Raw genomic sequence first — 18,964 nt, 5'->3', positions numbered from 1 at the left:
AAGCCCAGAAAATGCTTTGGACACTTTCAGAACGTCGATGGCCCGTTTTTTCCAATTGAATATCTTTCGTATAGGCAACGCCCATTGCCGCTGCTAAAGTAGGATCCTCACCATAGGTCTCTCCTTGTCTACCCATTCTTGAATCTCTGGATATATCTAACACCGGTGCAAAGACTTGTGTAATGCCAACCGCGCGCTCCTGCCTGCCAACAATTTTCCCGATTTCTTTCTCTAATTCAGGATCCCAAGAAGAGGCTCTTCCAATCCCTGAAGGAAAGCTGTTTATACAAGTGTTTCGTACTCACATATCCAATCCTTATCTAAAAGAAGATAAGGTTATAACAGCTAAGACCTAGTGGGAGTTAGAATAAAAAGTAAAAACTCAAAAGCAACGGTGGAAAGAAAAAGAGTTGAAAGTTAAAGAGCAGACAGAAGTTGAGAAGATGAAAGAAATGGCAATTGCTGATACCAAAGATGCTTTGGAGCATATTGATGAATACCGGAATCTACTCCACTTCTCATTACATCGGAAGTACGCTCTAGACTGGGACAAGCTATATAACAAGGATTCTTACCAAGACGAGGAACACAAATTAGAAACATTTATCGAACTTGTAAATGTTCCAAAGGAAGATAAATTTATTGAGTTTTTTTTCTCCTCTGTAACGAATAAGAGGCTTGCAAAGCAGAAAGAGGCAGAAAGGCAATATCATAATGCCTATTCTGATTATCATAATGCCAAAAACAAATTTTTAAATGAACAAAAGGAGATAAATGAATCGGTCGATCAATTTAAGCATGCCTATGAAGAATCAATTCCTCCATTTGTAGAGAGATACTTCGGAGCTGTGATTAATCATCCACCTACCCAAAGGGATAAGAAAAAAATATTTATGTTCAATATGTATCAGATGCAAAAGCTTTGGTCATTGATTTTGATTTACCTGATTCCAAAAAAGTTCCGGATATCATTGAATATAAATTTGTACAAGCCCGTAAAGAAATCATACCTAGAACTATGAAGAAAAAAGAGTTCGAGGAACACTATGAGGATATCATCTACCAATTAACACTTAGAAACATATTCGAGTGTTTTAGTTCTGATTATGCAAGTACGACCGAGCTCATCGTTTTTAATGGATGGATACATGGTGTTGATACTTCAACTGGTCAAGATTTTCATACTTGCATTGTAAGCCTACAAGCAACAAGAAGCGAAGTTTTTCCTTAAACCTTGAAAAAGTCGTTCCAAAGGACTGTTTCCGAAATCTGAAAGGGTTAAATGCTGGTGCCTTATATCAGTTAGCACCTGTACGACCGATCATGGAACTTAACCGTGATGATAAACGGTTTGTGGAATCAAAAGAAATACTAGCCGAAATTAACTCTATTCCTAATTTAGCAGCAATGCCATGGGAGGATTTTGAACATTTAGTAAGGGAACTGTTTGAAAAATATTTTGCCACTGTTGGCGCAGAAGTAAAAGTAACTAAAGCAAGCAGGGATGGAGGTATTGACGCAGTGGCTTTTGACCCTGATCCCATCCGAGGGGGTAAATTCATCATACAAGCAAAGCGATACAACCAAGTGGTTCCAATCTCCGCAGTCAGAGAGTTAAATGGGATAAAGGGAGATGAAGGAGCGGTTAAAGGAATCATAGTTATTATGGAAATGATTCCAGGGAGTTTGCCAAGGGAAAGCCACTGACTCTTTTGGATGGTGCCAATTTGATTCAAATGTTTAAAGATTACGGCTATAATGTTCGGATCGAATTGAAGAAAAATGATAAAGCAAATTATTGCATCCTTAAATCAAATAAAAAAATAATGAAGAAACCACCAGATGATAAATACGATGCTTTCTTCATTATTTTATTTATGCTTTCATGAAAAACAATTGGCTAATTCCCCAGCAAAATACTTCTTTTCACTTGCAGAGGACAGTTTATTGCCTTTCTAAGTTTTTTTCAACTTTTATCAATAGCAAGACCCTATTTTTTCGAAATATCGGTAATGGTTACAGATTGAAGGTTACGATAATAGCCGAAAATATGCCGAAAAACTCAATAAAATCCTATTTTTTTATTTGAACTGGATTGATTTTTATTAATTAAAGATCTTGATAAATAAACATTTTGTAGTGAATAATGCCCACAGTATACCCATTTTCATACTATTTCCTAAACTGTAGGTCGGAGGTTCGAATCCTCTTCGGGACGTACAAAACAAAAGCCTTGATTTTTCAACGCTTTTTATTTTTATTTAAAATATGCAAATGTAGTTTTTGCAGAAAACGTGTCATAAGAATTCCAGTCTGTCATGAAAAGCCTTCAAATCCAAACTCGCCACGGAACTCAATTTACCTCCTAATAATCCATTAATAAAAAAGATGACCAAGTACCTCATACAATTAAGAGATGGTAAAAGATAGCATATCCAGTGAACCTTCTCCCTCAAACTGAAAGAAAATAGGAAAAACCTCCATGTTGGTAGTAAAAGTATTCTCGCAAACGACCCATTCATTTGTGCTAATATTAACTGGAATTTCTGCAACCGGAGAGCCTTCCTCTTCTAAAAGGACATTTATTTTCCCTATAACATTCCCACGAATTTTAATAGCAATCTTTCTCGCATCAGGAATCTTAAAATACTTAAATCCTACTAAACATCCATTTTTTATTTCAGCAATATGTTGCACTGGATATTCAAAACCAGTGACTTCTTCTTGTGTCATGTAAGGAGCAGTAAATGGATTACGTACTCTATTTACCCTTTCATTCATAAGATTGCATGCAATATATGCCAGATACTCACCTTTCTCGGAAAGAGGACCGCCATTTAGCCCACAACTTGTGCTTTCCACTTGTCTTATGCTTCCATCTGTTTGAATGGTTATAGGCTCAGCTACAGCCTGTCTCGAAAAGTATGTCCGATTTGTATTCCGATGATTAAATACATAATAATTCCCATTAATACATTCAATGCTTCCATGATTATTGCCAATAAATGATACTGCGTTGCTCGGAGGGCGGTCATTTAGTCCAATGTCACTAGATGAATGCAAGCGTCCCCGATACACAAAATCCCGGTTCGGATATTTACTTGTACAATAATTCAATCCTGTAATATCGGTAGAAAAATAGATAAAGTAATAGAGACCGTTAATTTTACGTATTGAGGAACCTTCAAAAAAATTAGGTTTCGCTCGGTCCTCATCTGCAACCATTATGATCGTAGGCTCTGTCAGAAGTGTAAGCATATCTGCGTCCAGTTCCCGAACAAAAGCACCAACAACTGGATGGCCGAACTGTTCATTACTTTTTTGACCAGAGCCTGAGTAAAGGTAAATCTTTCCGTCATCATCTACCAGCACCGCTGGATCAAATTCGAAATAATCGGCCTTATGACTGCCGGCAACATGGCCATTGGTATACCTTACGTCTCCGTAATATTCATATTGCCCCGCAGGTTCATCACACACAGCAACGGAAATAATACTGGAATCAGCTACAGAATAATATAAGTAATAACGTCCGTCTGGACCTTTTGCTACATCAGGAGCATATAGATATCCTGTTCCGATCTTATAGGGGTGTTGTTCTTTTCGATAAATGACTCCTTCATATTTCCAGTCAGTAAGGTCTTCTACCGGAGCAGACCAACATACATAGTCCTCCTCACAATAATCAGTACCTCCAAAACGGTCATGACTTCCAAAAATATAGAGTCGGTTATTGAAAACATGCGCCTCTCCGTCAGGAATATATTCATAGCCCGGGAGAAAAGGATTAAAAACTTGTTTTTTCATCATAATCATTTCCTTTATTGGATTTTGTACTATTGCCCACCAAATCGCTTAGCAATATATTGAAAAACAAAAGAGGATGGTGTCATCCTCTTTTGTTTTTTGAATTACTCTGGAATTTCACTAGCTAATATGAACAGGTCTTGCACTACTCAAATTAATCCTAGCTGTTTCATTCCATGTTTCATCATAAAGTGCGAAGGAAGCTCGTGCTGCATAAGTAGTAGAACCGTCATTGACTATGTCTGCATGAATAGTTAACATTGAGTCTTCATATGATGAATCAAACTATGTATTTACCCATAAGTCTCTAAATCTTAGTGGTTCATCAGCAGTAAGATAGACATCACGGAAAATTCCATGTAATCTCCATTGATCCTGGTCCTCTAGGTAGGAACCATCACTCCACTTGAAAACTTGTACAGCGATTATCTCTTTAAGCAATCTATTAATATCAGTGGTTGTACGCGTAAAAATAAACACTTTAACGTATTGATAGTGTTTATTTTTACATATTAAGTTAAATCTTAGCCGGCATTCAAAATTTCAAGTAGTTCTTCCAGCTTTTCCTTTGGAAAACCTCCATGCGCTTCAACAATTCTTAGTTTAAGGCTGTGTAATAATGAATCCATGTCCATTCCAAATGGTGCATCAGAATCTCCTCCGAATCCCATTCCTGTTAATAGCTGTGAAACTAGTTTAGCACCGGCTGGTTCTTCCCTAATGTCACCAAGTGTCGAATCCAAGGTGTACTTTTTCTTTAAAGGAACTTGTGATATTACATGAATCGTTTCACTTAGTAATATTTCTTGGGAAGACTTCCCTATTAGAATTTCAAAATCCCCAGTTTCTACATACCAATCCTTTAAGTCAACATGATAATAAGCGAACGCTCTTTTTCCTAATGTAAAAGTTACTAGTTTTTCTTCTCCAGGATCAAGTGCGATTTTCTCAAAACCTTTCAATTCCTTAACTGGTCTAATGACGCTGCTGTCAATATCTTTTACATATAGTTGCACAATTTCTTTTCCAAATCGATTGCCTGTATTTTTTATTTTTACCGTTACTGTCACTTCTTCTGTATCCAACATCTCCTTTTTATCCAGATGCATATCTGAATACTCGAAGGTAGTATAGGAAAGTCCATGTCCAAATGGAAATAGAGTATTTATATTCACTTTGTCATAATACCTGTATCCGACAAATAAGCCTTCTCTATACTCAACTTTATCCCTTTCACCTGGGAAATTGATAAAAGATGGAGTATGGTTTAGTTTTTCTGGGAAAGTTTCAGCAAGTTTCCCAGATGGGATTCTATCACCAAATAGTAGATCGGCTACTGCTCCAGCCATACCTTGTCCGCCCAAATAGGCTTCCAATATTCCCTTTACTTTATTTACCCATGGCATTTCGACTGCAGATCCGTTTAATACAACAATTATTGTATTTGTTTGAACTTCGACAATTGCCTCAATAAGAGCATTCTGATTGTCGGGAAGTCTTAAGTGCTTTCTATCAACTCCTTCCGCATCATATTTTTCCGGCAATCCAACAAATAAAATGGCAAAATCTGATTTACTAGCTGCCTCTTGTGCTTTTCTGATGATTTGCTCGTTGATCTCATCACTATTCAGGGAGTAACCTTCAGCATAAAGGAACTGAGCTTCCTTAGCAGCCTTCTCCATTTCATCATATGGGATATCCAATTTTGTCGGGTTTACCCTTGAACTTCCTGCCCCTTGATATCTTGGTAGTTTAGCAAAAGCGCCAATGACCGCAATTTTCCCCTTCTTCTCAAGTGGAAGAATATGATTTTCGTTTTTTAAGAGCACCATACTCTCAGCTGCCACTTCTCTGGCTAGTTTATGGTGGGCACTTTTATCATAGGTAGCATTTTTCCTCTTGCTGTCTAATGCTTTAATAGTGATATTTAAGATTCTTTCCACTGCAGTATCTAAAACTTCTATTGACAGTGAACCGCTTAGTACAGCATTAATAATTTTCTCAGTCCCTACTCCATTGCTTGAAGGCATCTCGAGATCCAGTCCCGCTAACAGCGCAGCATCTCTTTCACTTACAGCACCCCAGTCAGAAACGACGAATCCTTCAAAGCCCCATTCTTCCCGAAGAACCTCAGTTAATAACTTTCTGTTTTCTGAACAAAATTGACCATTAATCTTGTTATAGGCTGACATGACTGTCCATGGTTCAGCTTCCATGATTGCCCCTTCAAAACTTGCCAGATATATCTCCCTTAAGGTTCTCTCATCTATAATCGCGTCAATATTAAATCTTTTGGTTTCCTGGTTATTTGCGGCAAAATGTTTAAGTGACGTACCTACACCCTGACTTTGAACACCCTGAATATGCTTTTTCGTAAGCTCAGAAGATAAAAAGGGATCCTCAGAGAAATATTCAAAGTTTCTTCCGCAAAGAGGTGATCTCTTTATATTGGTACCAGGTCCGAGTAGAATCTGTACCCCTTCAGCCTGGCACTCTTCCCCAAGGGCTATCCCTACTTTTTCTATTAGCTCTCTGTTCCAGGAACTAGCAAGTCCTGCTGCGGAAGGAAAGCAGGTTGCTGGTGCACTTTGATTCAATCCCATGTGATCCTCGGCACCCGTCTGCTTTCTTAGACCATGCGGTCCATCAGTCATCATCATAGATGGAATCCCATGTTCAGGAATGGCTTTTGTATTCCAAGCACTTACTCCTGAACATAAGCTTGCTTTCTCTTCCAAAGTCATTTTGGTAATGATTTTTTTAATGTCTCTGTTCATACGAATTTACCTCTCTCAATACCTATTACAGGTCATATTTGGCTGGTGCAGCTGGTGCATAAATTGTTTCCTTTTAAAATGAAGTAGCTTATTTTTATTTTTTAGACTGAAGGTTAGAAAACGTTTACCTTAAAAAGATTATAGTTCTTTCTTTATTTTAAATATGGTATGATTAACAGAAAAAATGTAATATTCACAGGTTATTTATCTTACTTTATTGTTTTGTTGGAGGTTCATATGAAGTTGCATTTACAAAAAGATTTGGAATATATTTGCGATCAGTCTTTTAACATATTTAAAATTCCTGTGTATTTAGTAGATAAGCATGGAAAAATAGTTTTTGAACCTTCTATAAATTATTGGAACCGCCACCCACTTTATTCAAAAGATGCTATATTACAACAACTATCTTCAGAAAATCATACACTTCCAAAACCTATATTTAGTGAAGTTGCTTATTTTGAAAACTTCTTTTCTATTAACATAGTCTATGGAGATCAATCTAACGGTAAAATCATTGTTGGGCCTGTCCTTTTTACCAAGGTACTAGAAGAATCCATTATAGGGGTCATCAATGATCTGGGATTAAAAATAAGTACGGAGGAAATGGAGTATTACTATCGTTCACTGCCTGTTGTCAGCCAATTGGATTTTATTCATATGAGTCTTGCCCTCTACTACATGCTCTATCAACAAAAATTGGACGTAGTAGATATTCATCAAACGAATCTAACAAGGGAGAAGACGCCTTCTCAAATTGAACAGCCAGACATATACCTTTCTGAACAGCGTCAAAAAGCAACGGATGGTAGAGATTTATTATCTGAAAAGCGATTGTTCCAGTATATAAAAGAAGGCAAGAAAGAAGAGCTTAAAGCCATACGATCTCAGCTGAATGAGTCAGAAAAAGGGGTGTTATCTAAATCAAGTTATTTACGAAACGTAAAGAACTTAGTCATCTCTGGAATCACACTTGCTACAAGAGCAGCCATCGATGGTGGTCTAAACCCTGAAGTTGCCTTTACCTTGAGTGATTTATATATCCAAAAACTTGAAGAATTAAACAATAGTAAGGATATCAAGCAATTAACAGACTCAGCCTTTTTGGAGTTTACCGAACGAGTTGAAAAAGGAAAGAAACATAGGTATTCAAAACCAATAAACGTGTGCCAAAATTATATATTTACCCATCTATATGACGATATCGCAGTCACTCACCTTGCTGACTTAGTGGAAATGAATCCAAATTATCTATCTAATCTGTTTAAAAAAGAGGTAGGGCAGTCAATCATTGAGTATATCCACTTGTCAAAGGTAGATGAAGCGAAAAATTTGATTACCTATACAAACCATTCTTTAAGTGAGATTTCGAGTCTTTTAAACTTCCATGATCAAAGTTACTTTTCAAAAGTATTTAAAAAATGTGCAGGAGTCACTCCTAATCAATATAAAAAGGGAATGGTTGAAAGTAAGGAAAGATAAGCGTTGGATAAAGACGCTCATCTTTTCCTTTTTCATACATCAATATATTTAAAAGTTGACTTTATTAAGAGAAAGTCAGCTTTGTTAATTAATCAGAAATGCAAATTCTATTTCCTATTAATAAAACAAATGACACCTATATCGTGTTCCTTAGGATAAGGAACACGATATAGGTGTCTTTATTATGGCTTATTTTCCTTCAGTATTTTTTCTGCGTTCTTCCAGTTCCTTCGCAATTTGAGCTTGCTTATCCTCAGTAAGGTCAAACCAGATTACAGATAATGTAAGGATAGAAACTACAGCAGGTATAATACTCATTAGCACTTTAAGTCCAAATAATGTTTCACTGCTTTGTTCCACACCCGCTGTATACCCAAATACTGCTAGAGCACCTGCAGTAATGGCACCAGCTAAAGCTGTTGCAAGCGTTTGTAAAAACCCTTGAAAAGAACCCATAAATGCATTTACGTTCAATTTTGTCTTCCATTCCGTATAATCCATTGCCGCCGGCATCATGGTAGCTTGGGCAGGTGTAGAAAGTCCGGCAAAAAAACTTATTATAACACTTAGAACCATAAACAAAATAATACCGTTGGATGATGGCGGAAGGGCTATAATCGCTGCAGAGCCTACAATTCCTACGATAGCACCTATCACTAAATTTTTCTTAATACCAATCCATTTCGTAACTTTTGAACTAAAAGCTACTCCAATCATCGTAGGAAGAAGCATAACCATACCAGAAATGGCGAGTAGCCCCTCATTATGGAAGTAATATTTAAAATAATAAATACTTGCACCAGAGCGAATACCATTCATTAAATTTATGCCCAATACAAACAAGTAAACAATAATGGCAGTTTTATTTGTAAAGACAGCCACAAACATCTCTTTTAAAGAAGGACCCTTTTCATTTTTTGCCGGCTGTATAACATATCTTTCTTTTATTTTAAACTGTTGATAGATGGCAATGAAAATACTTAAACCAGCGAATAATCCCATAATGAGAGAGAATCCTCTGGCATCATTTCCTCCACCCAAAGCTTTATAAAGTGGTTGTACAGCTACTTGCGCTAGTATAGCCCCTATCATAATGACAAAATAGCTCATTTGCCCCATTGAGATCCGGTCATCAATTCTTTTTGTCATTGCAGGTCCCAGTGCTCCGCCAGGTCCTTGTCCGATAGCCATAAATATACTATATATAGCATAAGTAATCGTAGCATACACGATATTTCCATTCTCACCTAGGTCAAAGTTCGTAAACGCCAACCAGCCAAAAAGACCCATGCCTAAACCAATCGCGATTACCCATGGCTTGTATTTTCCCCATGGTGTAGTTACCCTATCCACGAGAATTCCAAAAGCAGGTGCTAAAAATGCGTCGACTATCCTTGTAACCAAGAACAACCCTGCTACATAGGCCGGACTAATTTTCATGATATCAGTATAGAAAAATAGAAGGAATAATTGAATCATTTGACTGTGAAACGTTCCTGTACCGCCATTGATGACAGCCGGAAGTTTCTCGTTAAACTTTAGTTTTCGTTCCTCAACCTCAACAACATCTACGTTTATAACTTTTTCAGGTGTACTCATCGCTTTTCCTCTCTCCTTGGAAATTCTATTAATATTTGTTTTTTAGTAAACCACTACTTTAACCGTACTGTGCCATCATAGCTCCCCTTTCTTATTTTTCGTTACGTGATGTTCCTCCTAGAACAAATCGGAAAGCGTTTACTTAAACTGATTATAGTTCTTTCGCTTCATAAAAATATGGTATGATTGACAGAAAAAATGTAAATTTCACAGGTGATTTTTAAACATTATAATTTATCCACGTATTCACTAATTTATAAAGATAAAAAAGATGGCTCCTGTTAACAGAAGCCATCTTTTTTATTTACTATTCCACCACTTTTAATTTATTATTGAAGGTATTTAGATAATAGTTAGCTTTACAACTAGACACTACATCCCCTATCGCACAGCTATCCATCCTCCCTGTAATTGCGGCGCCTACCCCTGCTACAGCATCTTCTACTACCAGACACATATCGGGTGATATGTTTAAGTATTCTGCTGCCTTTAGAAATACTTCCGGATTGGGTTTTGAAGTGCTGATATTATTACCATCAGAGATCGCATCAAAAAAGTTACCTAATCCAAAATAAATTTTGCATTTTTACTAGAAGATCCAATTGCTAATTTATGACCCATGTTTATTAACTCAACTAAAGTATTTTTTACTTCTTCCGTTAGATCTTTTCCGACATATTTTTTAATAGGTTTTTATAAAGCTCATTTTTTCTTCGACAAACATGGCTTTTTCTTCTTCTGACATGACACCAAGATAGTTTTCAAGGATGATGTTAAAGCTCTCCATCCTGCTACCCCGCGTAAACGGTTGTTAATTTTTTCATCAAATTGAATATTCAATTTGTCGTCGGCAATCTCTTTCCGTGCTATATAATGATACTGATCTGTATGACAAACGACTCCATCTAAATCAAAAATGATTGCACTATATTTCATCTTACTTTCCTCCATAATAAAGGGTGAAATTCTCAGGGAGATTCACCAATTTATATCAAATTAATATTTTGTATCTTCCCGGCCACAGAAGGCATCTAATGGATTCTTGCCCTTAAACTCCGAACGTCCCACTAATTTATCTATTAAACTCTCAAGCACTTATTAGATAACAGCAATTTCACAAAAATAATCCCGGATTTCTGCTCTTCCTTAAAGCGGAAATCCGGGAGTTTAAGTTGAAACAAATTATTAAAAGAGCTATTAAGATGCATTTTCAAACTGACTATTATAAAGCTCAGCATAGAAACCATTTCTCTCCAGTAATTCTTCGTGATTACACTTTTAGTAATGTCTCCATCCTTCATAACAAGGATTAAGTCCTCATTTTTGATTGTCGAAAGTCTATGGGCAATGATAAATGATGTTTTTCCGACTGTTAATTTATCCATTGCCTGCTGAATTAGTAGCTCTATTCGAGTATCCCAGAACTTGTCGCCTCATCTAAAATCAGTAATGGTTTATTATCAACCATCGCTCGTGCAACGGTAATAAGTTGTTTTTGCCCAGCTGAAAGATTTGCTTTATCATCCAGAATTGTATCATAACCCATTGGCAAGGTTTTAATGAAATGGTGTAGCCCACTGATTTGCAAGCAGAAACTACTTCTTCATCACTTACACCATGACTGGAAAAAACATTATTTTCACGAATGGTTCCTTCGAATAGCCAGGTGTCTTGTAATACCATACTCAATAAATCATGAATGTTTTCCCGAGTTAATTGATGAATGGGAACACTATTAATCAAAATTTCACCACCATTGTATTCATAGAAACGCATCAGCAGGTTAACCAATGTTGTCTTCCCTGCACCTGTAGGCCCAACGATTGCCACTTTCTCTCCTGCTTTTAAATTGCCATCTTCAATCCGAACTGATTTGCCGAAAATTTGCCGAAAAACTCAGTAAAACCATATTAAATTTATTTAACAGTATTTATTTTATTTAACAAAAAGGCTTGGTAAATTAGCATTTCGAGTATAGCGATCTTTACTCCATCCTGAAAATAAGAAAATGGAGTCACCGTATGGATCCAAGTCAAAAGAATCTTGAACAAGCAGTTGTAACAAAGACGAAAGTACCTAGCCAAAAGAGAAACTTAAACTGGCTGGATAAACTTATTCGTTCAAAAAATATTGAGCCGTTGGATACAAACCGGAAAGTAGTTTTTTCATGGAGTATTTGGGGGTGTGCTCTAGGTTATTTCCTTTTGGTGGGGATTCAATACTCAATAATGACATGGGTACCTACTTATTTGGTGATGTTAAAGGGTTTTCTACCATGAAAATGGGATTTGTCGCATCAGCACCTTGGATCGGCGCGGTAATTGGAAATATCTTTGGAGGATGGTTATCAGATAATATTTTTGAAAAACGCCGTAAACCCAACATGCTTTTAACTGCTGTCACCACTGTAATCATGATGTATTCACTTTTATTTGCGCCTAATAATAGCTTTGTACTTGGTGCTCTGCTTTTAGTCACAGGTATTATGTTAAACATTGGATATTCCACCTTTTTAGTCTATCCTATGGGAATTGCATCAAAAGACAAGGTTTCCTTTGCAGCTTCTATAGTTAACACTGCAGGATCCCTCGGTGGTGCATTTGCTCCATTTCTAATAGGTGTACTCTTGGATAAATTTGATTGGAATATAGTGTTTTTATTCTTTGCTGGAAGCGCATTACTTACTCTTTTCATTGTATTTTCTATGATTGAACCAAAGACTGAGGAAGCAAAATAAAGAGAGATTTAATTAAATGGAAGCGTTTCTACAATTAGTAGAAGCGCTTTTTTTATGCTAATGGGATCAGGTTGAACAGTAGCGAGTTTTCTTTTAATTAGCCATTCCTTTTTCAACTAATGTGCCAGTTTGTTTAAGTCGAATATCAACTTTATAATTATTCTCATGTGACTTTTCATTCACAAAATGGATTGATAGAAAATCATTTTTTGGCAATTTTACATCTTGTTCAAAGTGATTTTCAAATTCCTTAACGGCTTCTTCAACAGATTTATATCCAACTTGAGTGAACATTTCCTCAATGGATGGAGGAGTATCATTTGAACTTGCAAAGGCTATCTCATTAGTTGGTACAAAATAAGCAATACAGAGTATTAAACTAATAAATTTAATTCTTTTATTCAATGTTCCACGCACCCTCTTTATCCTTTTAATAAGTATTCTTCTCCATTTATGAAAGATTATTTATCGTGACTTATGTAACTAACCCCCCTTTAGTACAATAAGAAAAAGGATCGACATAGTCATCCCGCAAAGCGAGGGATGAGAATATCTATAACACGCATGTCATACATTTAGAGGGGAAAGGGGTTGAAAAGCGAAATGATTGCCGCATGGATTTGCGCTGTGATTGGCGGAATTTATTCAGGAATCTACTATGGTCAGGTTCCAAGTGCAACGGATGTATTCACCGGTTTCATCGCCGGCATTTTGATTGACTTTTATTTCATTTATAGAAAGAAAAACGGGTCAGAAGGCTGATCCGTTTTTGCTTTTAATAAAAAAACCTCCATTTGGGTTAGGCTGAATTGTTGAAGCAGGGTATTTCCAATAGAATAGACATTATTGAACTCATCCATTATCCCCCCTTAAAATTCAAAGTTTTCCATTTATCACATGATATAACCAATCGTTACATCTACATCTATTATATTTATCTTCTGTATTTGATTATGGTAATTTTATTGGAAAATTTGTATTCTGTTTTTGCAACAAATAAAAAAGCCGACTTATTATTATATAAGTCAGCCTTTGTTTGATCTGATTTTTTAAGGTAATACTACTTTACTGGAATTTCGAGTGAGACGGTTTTTAGACCATCGATGTTAACAGTTAATACAGACGTTCCAGATTCATAGCCACCGCGGATAATTGCAAGTAGTCTTCCTTTATAAGAAGTAAACTCCCCTGACTTGTAGTTTTCAGTCGTTTGTGGTTTACCAGTCCCAAATGCTTCAAGGGTTGCTGCACCTTCTACATGGGCAGTTGTTTTTAATTCAGCTGTTGGTACCAATCTACCATTCTCATCTATTACTTCTATAACCGCATGAACTAATGACTGACCATCTGCCACAAGTTCCATCTTATCCGGGAGAATACGAATCCCAGCAGGCTTTCCTGCGGTCACCAATAAGTCAGATGAAACCTTTTCTCCTTTAGTAAAACTAATAGCTTCTAATGTTCCTGGCTCATAGGTAAGTTCAAATTGTGCAGTTAGACGGTTTTCTTTACCTGCTGGCTTTCGACCTAGACTTTTTCCGTTCAGGATTAATTCCACTTCTTCTGCAGCTGAATAAATTTCAACCATTACTGGTTTTCCTTCATATCCTGTCCAACTCCATGCATTTTCGCAATCTGGCCATCCCCACCGGCCTAAAACCTCAAACTTCCCATTATTTTTTGGATTTTTGGATGCAATGAAGGTCTCATCAGACCCCCATAAGATCCGCCTGTAAGCAAGTTGCGGCCGCTCAAAGCCGCAAAGGTCAATATCAGCTGCTCCAGATAGACGATATGGATATTCCACAACATGGCTCTTATTTAATGCAGTGGCAGCCTCTTCTTCACTGTCATAATAGTCTTGTCTACCAAGACCTGCTTCACCAATATAGTCATAACTAGTCCAAACGAAATCACCAATTACATGTGAAAAACGTTCTACATCGTTCCAGTAGTCAAACATTTCTATCGGTCTACTTTCTGTACCGCAAATTACACGGTTAGGATACGTATTGATTGCATCTTTATACTGATAATTAAGATAGTTATATCCGACAACATCTAATGGAGTAACAAATGCCTCCGTATAATCTCCCCAAATACTCTTACCGAAATTCCCATCTATATTAATAATATTGCCGCCATTTTTCTGTGAATTCTCCATTAACTCTTGGAAGAATTTCAATTGATCATCGTCTTCAAGTCCATTAAAGAAAGATGGTAGGGAGTTTGTTATTGGACGGGTCGGATCTAGCGCACGTACAAATCCAGCAAGCTTTGCCGCCCAATGATAGCCATTCGATAAGCCACCACGCTCAGGAACCTCGTTACCTGTAGACCACATGATAACGCTTGGGTGATTACGGTCACGCAAGATAAATGCTTCCATATCAACCTTCCAGTCTTGTTCAAAATACTGGCTATAATCATGGGTGCTCTTCTCCATGGTCCATACATCAAATGCCTCGTTTATCACCAGCAACCCTAACCGGTCACATGCATCCAGCATATCCCTCGACATCGGATTGTGAGCAAAACGAATGGCATTAAAGCCGTTATCTTTATGAATTTTCATTCTACGGAATTCACTGTCCTTAAACGATGCAGCTCCTAGAATACCATTGTCATGATGGACACAGCCTCCTTTCAGTTTAATGGTTCGGCCATTCAGCATGAAACCGTTTATGGTGTCAACAGAAATAGTCCTGATTCCAAAAATTGTACTATCGTTATCAATAATAGTGTGTTTGTCTGATAATTGAGCAGTAATTTTATATAGATTAGGAGAATCTATATCCCAGATGTCAGCATTTTCCACTGGGATTTTCACCTGTGCTAGGGACTTTTCCCATGCAGGAACATAAACCTTTACCCTTCCGTTACCCGCTTCAGTGCCACAGAAATCTTTTTCTATTTTGATATCAATCCACAAATTCCTATCTTCACCTGTATGATTTTCGACCGTCGTTTCAACAACTACAAAAGCTGTCCCATTAATCACATGAGAGGTATGAGCGTAAATCCCCCAGGGGGCAATGTGTACTTTTGGAGAGGTAAGCAGATCAACATGACGATAGATACCTGCCCCAGAATACCAACGTGAATTAGGCTGTGCGCCGTTATTGACTGTAACTGCCAGTCGATTCTTTTTACCCGGCTTAATATAAGGAGTAAGGTCAGCATGAAACGGTGAATAACCGTAATGATGGCTTGCCACAACATTTCCATTTAAAATCACTGTTGGGTTCATGTACACTCCGTCAAATTCAACTAAAACTCTTTTCCCTTCAAAATCTTCAGGAATATCAAGAATCTTTGTGTACGTCCCTACTCCCCCACCATAATAACCTGTGTGTTGCTCACCCGGTGCCTCCGGATATGTTTCACTTTCGATTAAAAAGTCATGCGGCAGGTTAACCGTCTTTCCTGGCTGGCCATATCCCGGTATCATGAAAGGCTTACCATTAATAAATTCCCAAGCTTTATCAATATTCTTTCTTAACATATAAAACTCAACTCCTGGTCTAAAGATCTATTAAAAAAGGAAACATTCAACCTTTTTCCCTCGAATGTCGCCTTTCTATAAAATTAATCTGATCTATTTATTATTCCTCTCCGCTAACTCTTTCACAATCTGCGGATATTTTTCATCGAGATCATATTTACGTAAAAGCAAATACGTAATTATAAAAAATGCTAATGGCAAATATATAGTCAACTCCAAAATACTAGTAATCGCAGAATCTGATTGTGTTGCCATTGCACCATCATAGTTTCCAAATGCAAGAATCCAACCAATCGAAGCTGCTGCTAAACCGCCTCCAATTTTTGAACCAAAGCTGTTTGCGCTGTTCACCATTCCTACCAATCTCTTACCAGTTTTCCATTCACCATACAACAGTGTTATTTACTAATACACCACCGACTGCCATCATTGGAATCGTAGCAAATGTCGCAATTCCTCGTTTAGTGGTTAGTTGGTTAAAAACGACACAAAAAACAGCCCTACGCTCCATCCACTCTAACACTCTTGATATGAACCATCTCCACTTGCGTTTTGCATTTTTCCATTTCGCTCTAGTACTTTACTCTTTAGCATAATTCAAGTTTCGAAAACATATCACTCATGGACATCCTTGTGTCAATAGAATCATAGACTCGAATTTCTTTACCATCAGGGTTTGCCGAATAGCTCATGTCATCATTGATGATAGGCGCTTTCTCCATATGCCAACAGACACGATCTTCACCCTGAAGGAGAACAGATACAGTCGGATTATCACCAAGACACCAACTTTCCCCATGTGGAAAATCCCTTTTTTCACTTCCAGGAAATCCAAATACCCTGTCACGGAAGGAAAGCATTTGTTCACATAGATAACGTCCTATTTCTCCGCATGGCTTAACATATTTCATCAATTCGGCGAGGGATATTTCCATCGTTTTGTACGTAGCCTTTGGTACCTGCCAAATCTTTATTGGACTTGCAAAAAGAATCCGTGCTGCTTCTACATCCTGCTGTAGATTAAACTCAAAGCCACCGTCCGGATAATCGCCTCCGCCAATCCAGATTGCAGTCAATCGATCCGCAATCTTTGGCTCTTTCAAATATGCAATTGCAAGATCGGTCGTGCAGCCTAAGAGAGCTACATAAAGAGGTCTATCGTCTTCTTTCATCGCTTCCTTAATAATAAAATCTGCCCCTTCACTTTCTGGAAGTTTGTTTTTGTCAGTAATCTCGTAGCTACTACCTCTGTAAAGCGGAATATCTTCAATTTCTGCAAGCTCCAATAGCTTGTGGCCTTCATTATAGCTTAATTCCATAGTTGTCCCTCTTGCGGCTATAGTGTCACGAGTCAACACTTCCACCTCTTCAAGACTAATTCCTTTTTGTTTAGCAAATTGTGGAAGCATTGAGGACATCCACTCAAAATGACCTGCAATTATACCCTTTACATCTATATATGGCGTTAACAGATGATGCATAATTGCAAAATGATCATCCGCCTCATTCTTCACATCAGAGTGTATGATTACTCGCTTTTGTTTATTTTCTGGTACTGAAAATCCTAGTTTGTTTAATACTTCTTGTCGCTTCATTCAACGTCCTCCTAGTTTAGTATCAGAGTTATTACCATCTTACTTTTGACATTGAAGGTAATCCATTTATTATAAAGTGATGCATACAATAAGAGAGTAAGAGTTAACTGAAACGTATTTAACATGATTAGGCAGTTTTAATATCATATACACCACGTATACGTTTACAATTCTAGTATTAATATCCACAAAAAAGCACATTATTTAACTAATACAGCAAATACTGAATCCTTCCACCCTTGATAAAACTTATTCTTCAAATCACTATCCATTAACGGATGATATAATTCGTGTTCGGAATTTAGATGATAGATTTCAACAGCAGATTTCCAGATTCCTACTCCTAAGCCAGCTAAATAAACAGCTCCCATCGAAGCTAATTCTGCTACTCGGAAGCGTTTATTTCTGTTTCCAACATATCCGCTTGATACTGCATTAGGAATCGGTTACTGGTTGCTCCGCCATCCACATTTAAACTTTTTATGTGAATACTGGATTCGGTTTGCATCAATTCAACTACATCTTTAACTTGGTAAGCAATGCTTTCTAATGCTGCCCGCACAATATGCGCTTTACCTGTATTTCGACTCATTCCTAAAATCGCAGCGCGAGTATAAGGATTCCAGTACGGAGCTCCTAAGCCGACAAAAGCAGGAACAAGGTAGACCCCTTGATTATCGGGTAAAGAGCTTGCTAATTCTTCAGCCTCATCAATCTGATCAATCAATTCCAACTGTTCTTTTAACCATTTGATCACATCTCCTGTACTATTAATAATCCCTTCGAGCACCTTTGCGAAAGGCGTGTTCGGGTCACCCTCACGATGGGAGGTCACCCTTATAGAAGGGAAGTAGGTACCAGGCGAACCAAGGAGACCTTGAGGATCGTTCAATCCGAGTAAATATGTATAGTCCTCCCACCAATTTTTGTATTGGTTTTATCCACAATGACACCCGCTAATAAATTGGTAATACCATCTAATAGTTTAGTAGCCATTAACAGTGTTCCTACTAAAGCAGCCGGTATTTTTAATGTATCAGTACAATAAATCGATAGAAATCCTAAAATTAACACATTGCCCGATATTGATAGTGCGTGGCTTTGCCAGGCAAACATTCTCCAAGCCCCAACATTGTCCTTGGATGCTTTTTTCACGGGGACTTGTTCTACGACTACTTCTGCTTCCATGAGATAACCTCCATATGAATTTAAATTTTTTTCTCCCTTTTAATAAAATAGGGTCCCCTTTGAATTAGTTAAATTAAGATAATAGCGTTTTTTTATTTACCAAAGACCTTAAAAGATTAAATATTTACTCGTTCTATAGTCTCACCTCCTTTCATGTAAAGGTTTTCATTTCTTTTTTTGAAATTTAAATCTTATTATTATTTTTCCATATGAACACTTATCATGTATTTCAATTTTTCTATTTATTTTATAAAATTTCTACAATATTTAATGG

General features: G+C 37.2%; 21 protein-coding genes and 1 pseudogene. 6 read left to right on the top strand and 16 right to left on the bottom strand.

Going from position 1 to position 18,964, the window contains the following annotated elements; all coding sequences use genetic code 11:
• Window positions 1–286 (bottom strand): glycoside hydrolase family 3 N-terminal domain-containing protein (locus V7077_RS27320; RefSeq protein WP_438825641.1); only part of this gene is annotated, 286 nt, incomplete at its 3' end.
• A 157-nt stretch (window positions 287–443) separates the two neighbouring features.
• Between V7077_RS27320 and V7077_RS27315 the strand changes: the two genes are divergently transcribed.
• Both V7077_RS27315 and V7077_RS27310 read left to right on the top strand, forming a co-directional pair.
• Window positions 444–1,022, top strand: coding sequence for a hypothetical protein (locus V7077_RS27315; protein ID WP_335507833.1), 579 nt, complete (start codon window positions 444–446; stop codon window positions 1,020–1,022).
• A 163-nt stretch (window positions 1,023–1,185) separates the two neighbouring features.
• Window positions 1,186–1,707 carry a restriction endonuclease gene (locus V7077_RS27310; protein WP_335507830.1) on the top strand — a complete coding sequence of 174 codons (522 nt, stop codon included), beginning with the start codon at window positions 1,186–1,188 and terminating at the stop codon, window positions 1,705–1,707.
• A 702-nt stretch (window positions 1,708–2,409) separates the two neighbouring features.
• On the opposite strand, the gene V7077_RS27305 is transcribed toward V7077_RS27310, so the two are convergent.
• The 3 genes from V7077_RS27305 to V7077_RS27295 form a co-directional block, all read right to left on the bottom strand.
• On the bottom strand, window positions 2,410–3,807 hold the full coding sequence (locus V7077_RS27305; RefSeq protein WP_335507829.1) for a family 43 glycosylhydrolase: 1,398 nt from the start codon (window positions 3,805–3,807) through the stop codon (window positions 2,410–2,412).
• Between the two features lie 285 nt (window positions 3,808–4,092).
• A complete protein-coding gene (locus V7077_RS27300) occupies window positions 4,093–4,287 on the bottom strand; it encodes a sugar-binding domain-containing protein (RefSeq protein ID WP_335507827.1) in 195 nt (64 codons plus the stop codon).
• A 44-nt stretch (window positions 4,288–4,331) separates the two neighbouring features.
• Complete coding sequence (locus V7077_RS27295; RefSeq protein ID WP_335507824.1) at window positions 4,332–6,584, bottom strand: glycoside hydrolase family 3 C-terminal domain-containing protein; 2,253 nt, start codon at window positions 6,582–6,584, stop codon at window positions 4,332–4,334.
• A 237-nt stretch (window positions 6,585–6,821) separates the two neighbouring features.
• Here V7077_RS27295 and V7077_RS27290 point away from each other — a divergent pair, with 237 nt between their 5' ends.
• Window positions 6,822–8,066, top strand: a complete 1,245-nt coding sequence (locus V7077_RS27290) for a helix-turn-helix domain-containing protein (RefSeq protein ID WP_335507822.1) — start codon at window positions 6,822–6,824, stop codon at window positions 8,064–8,066.
• 189 nt (window positions 8,067–8,255) lie between these two features.
• Here V7077_RS27290 and V7077_RS27285 read toward each other — a convergent pair whose 3' ends face one another.
• The 4 genes and pseudogenes from V7077_RS27285 to V7077_RS27270 all read right to left on the bottom strand — a co-directional run.
• On the bottom strand, window positions 8,256–9,665 hold the full coding sequence (locus tag V7077_RS27285) for an MFS transporter (protein ID WP_335507820.1): 1,410 nt from the start codon (window positions 9,663–9,665) through the stop codon (window positions 8,256–8,258).
• 307 nt (window positions 9,666–9,972) lie between these two features.
• Window positions 9,973–10,191: an HAD-IA family hydrolase gene (locus V7077_RS27280; protein WP_335507835.1), complete on the bottom strand. Its 219-nt coding sequence runs from the start codon at window positions 10,189–10,191 to the stop codon at window positions 9,973–9,975.
• 176 nt (window positions 10,192–10,367) lie between these two features.
• On the bottom strand, window positions 10,368–10,601 hold the full coding sequence (locus V7077_RS27275; protein ID WP_335507818.1) for a hypothetical protein: 234 nt from the start codon (window positions 10,599–10,601) through the stop codon (window positions 10,368–10,370).
• 261 nt (window positions 10,602–10,862) lie between these two features.
• Window positions 10,863–11,510: pseudogene (locus V7077_RS27270) on the bottom strand (ABC transporter ATP-binding protein); the annotation flags it as partial.
• Between the two features lie 176 nt (window positions 11,511–11,686).
• Between V7077_RS27270 and V7077_RS27265 the strand changes: the two are divergent.
• Window positions 11,687–11,944 carry a hypothetical protein gene (locus V7077_RS27265; protein ID WP_335507815.1) on the top strand — a complete coding sequence of 86 codons (258 nt, stop codon included), beginning with the start codon at window positions 11,687–11,689 and terminating at the stop codon, window positions 11,942–11,944.
• Window positions 11,941–12,402 carry an MFS transporter gene (locus V7077_RS27260; RefSeq protein ID WP_335507813.1) on the top strand — a complete coding sequence of 154 codons (462 nt, stop codon included), beginning with the start codon at window positions 11,941–11,943 and terminating at the stop codon, window positions 12,400–12,402. The genes V7077_RS27265 and V7077_RS27260 overlap by 4 nt, the downstream gene beginning before the upstream one ends.
• A gap of 93 nt (window positions 12,403–12,495) precedes the next feature.
• Here V7077_RS27260 and V7077_RS27255 read toward each other — a convergent pair whose 3' ends face one another.
• Entirely contained in the window at window positions 12,496–12,807 is a 312-nt protein-coding gene (locus tag V7077_RS27255) for a hypothetical protein (protein ID WP_335507811.1), read from the bottom strand.
• 186 nt (window positions 12,808–12,993) lie between these two features.
• Between V7077_RS27255 and V7077_RS27250 the strand changes: the two genes are divergently transcribed.
• On the top strand, window positions 12,994–13,164 hold the full coding sequence (locus V7077_RS27250) for a hypothetical protein (RefSeq protein ID WP_335507809.1): 171 nt from the start codon (window positions 12,994–12,996) through the stop codon (window positions 13,162–13,164).
• A gap of 298 nt (window positions 13,165–13,462) precedes the next feature.
• On the opposite strand, the gene V7077_RS27245 is transcribed toward V7077_RS27250, so the two are convergent.
• The 7 genes from V7077_RS27245 to V7077_RS27215 form a co-directional block, all read right to left on the bottom strand.
• The gene (locus V7077_RS27245; RefSeq protein ID WP_335507807.1) at window positions 13,463–15,907 is read right to left on the bottom strand and encodes a glycoside hydrolase family 2 TIM barrel-domain containing protein; all 2,445 of its coding nucleotides are present in this window, start codon (window positions 15,905–15,907) and stop codon (window positions 13,463–13,465) included.
• 93 nt (window positions 15,908–16,000) lie between these two features.
• On the bottom strand, window positions 16,001–16,261 hold the full coding sequence (locus V7077_RS27240) for an MFS transporter (RefSeq protein ID WP_335507805.1): 261 nt from the start codon (window positions 16,259–16,261) through the stop codon (window positions 16,001–16,003).
• A gap of 28 nt (window positions 16,262–16,289) precedes the next feature.
• On the bottom strand, window positions 16,290–16,418 hold the full coding sequence (locus V7077_RS27235; RefSeq protein ID WP_335507803.1) for a hypothetical protein: 129 nt from the start codon (window positions 16,416–16,418) through the stop codon (window positions 16,290–16,292).
• Window positions 16,419–16,494: 76 nt separating this feature from the next.
• Window positions 16,495–17,502 carry a nucleoside hydrolase gene (locus tag V7077_RS27230; protein ID WP_335507801.1) on the bottom strand — a complete coding sequence of 336 codons (1,008 nt, stop codon included), beginning with the start codon at window positions 17,500–17,502 and terminating at the stop codon, window positions 16,495–16,497.
• 200 nt (window positions 17,503–17,702) lie between these two features.
• Window positions 17,703–17,873 (bottom strand): hypothetical protein, encoded by a 171-nt coding sequence (locus V7077_RS27225; protein ID WP_335507799.1) that lies wholly within the window; start codon window positions 17,871–17,873, stop codon window positions 17,703–17,705.
• Between the two features lie 14 nt (window positions 17,874–17,887).
• Window positions 17,888–18,394, bottom strand: a complete 507-nt coding sequence (locus tag V7077_RS27220) for an FGGY-family carbohydrate kinase (protein WP_335507796.1) — start codon at window positions 18,392–18,394, stop codon at window positions 17,888–17,890.
• Window positions 18,391–18,690, bottom strand: coding sequence for an MFS transporter (locus V7077_RS27215; protein ID WP_335507794.1), 300 nt, complete (start codon window positions 18,688–18,690; stop codon window positions 18,391–18,393). Before V7077_RS27215 ends, V7077_RS27220 begins: the two co-directional genes overlap by 4 nt.
• Between the last annotated feature and the right edge of the window lie 274 nt (window positions 18,691–18,964).

The sequence above is a fragment of the Neobacillus vireti genome, from assembly GCF_036962465.1.
Lineage (GTDB): Bacteria > Bacillota > Bacilli > Bacillales > Cytobacillaceae > Neobacillus > Neobacillus vireti_B.
Note: the sequence above shows the minus strand (reverse complement) of the source record. Positions and strands in the feature narration are given on the sequence as shown.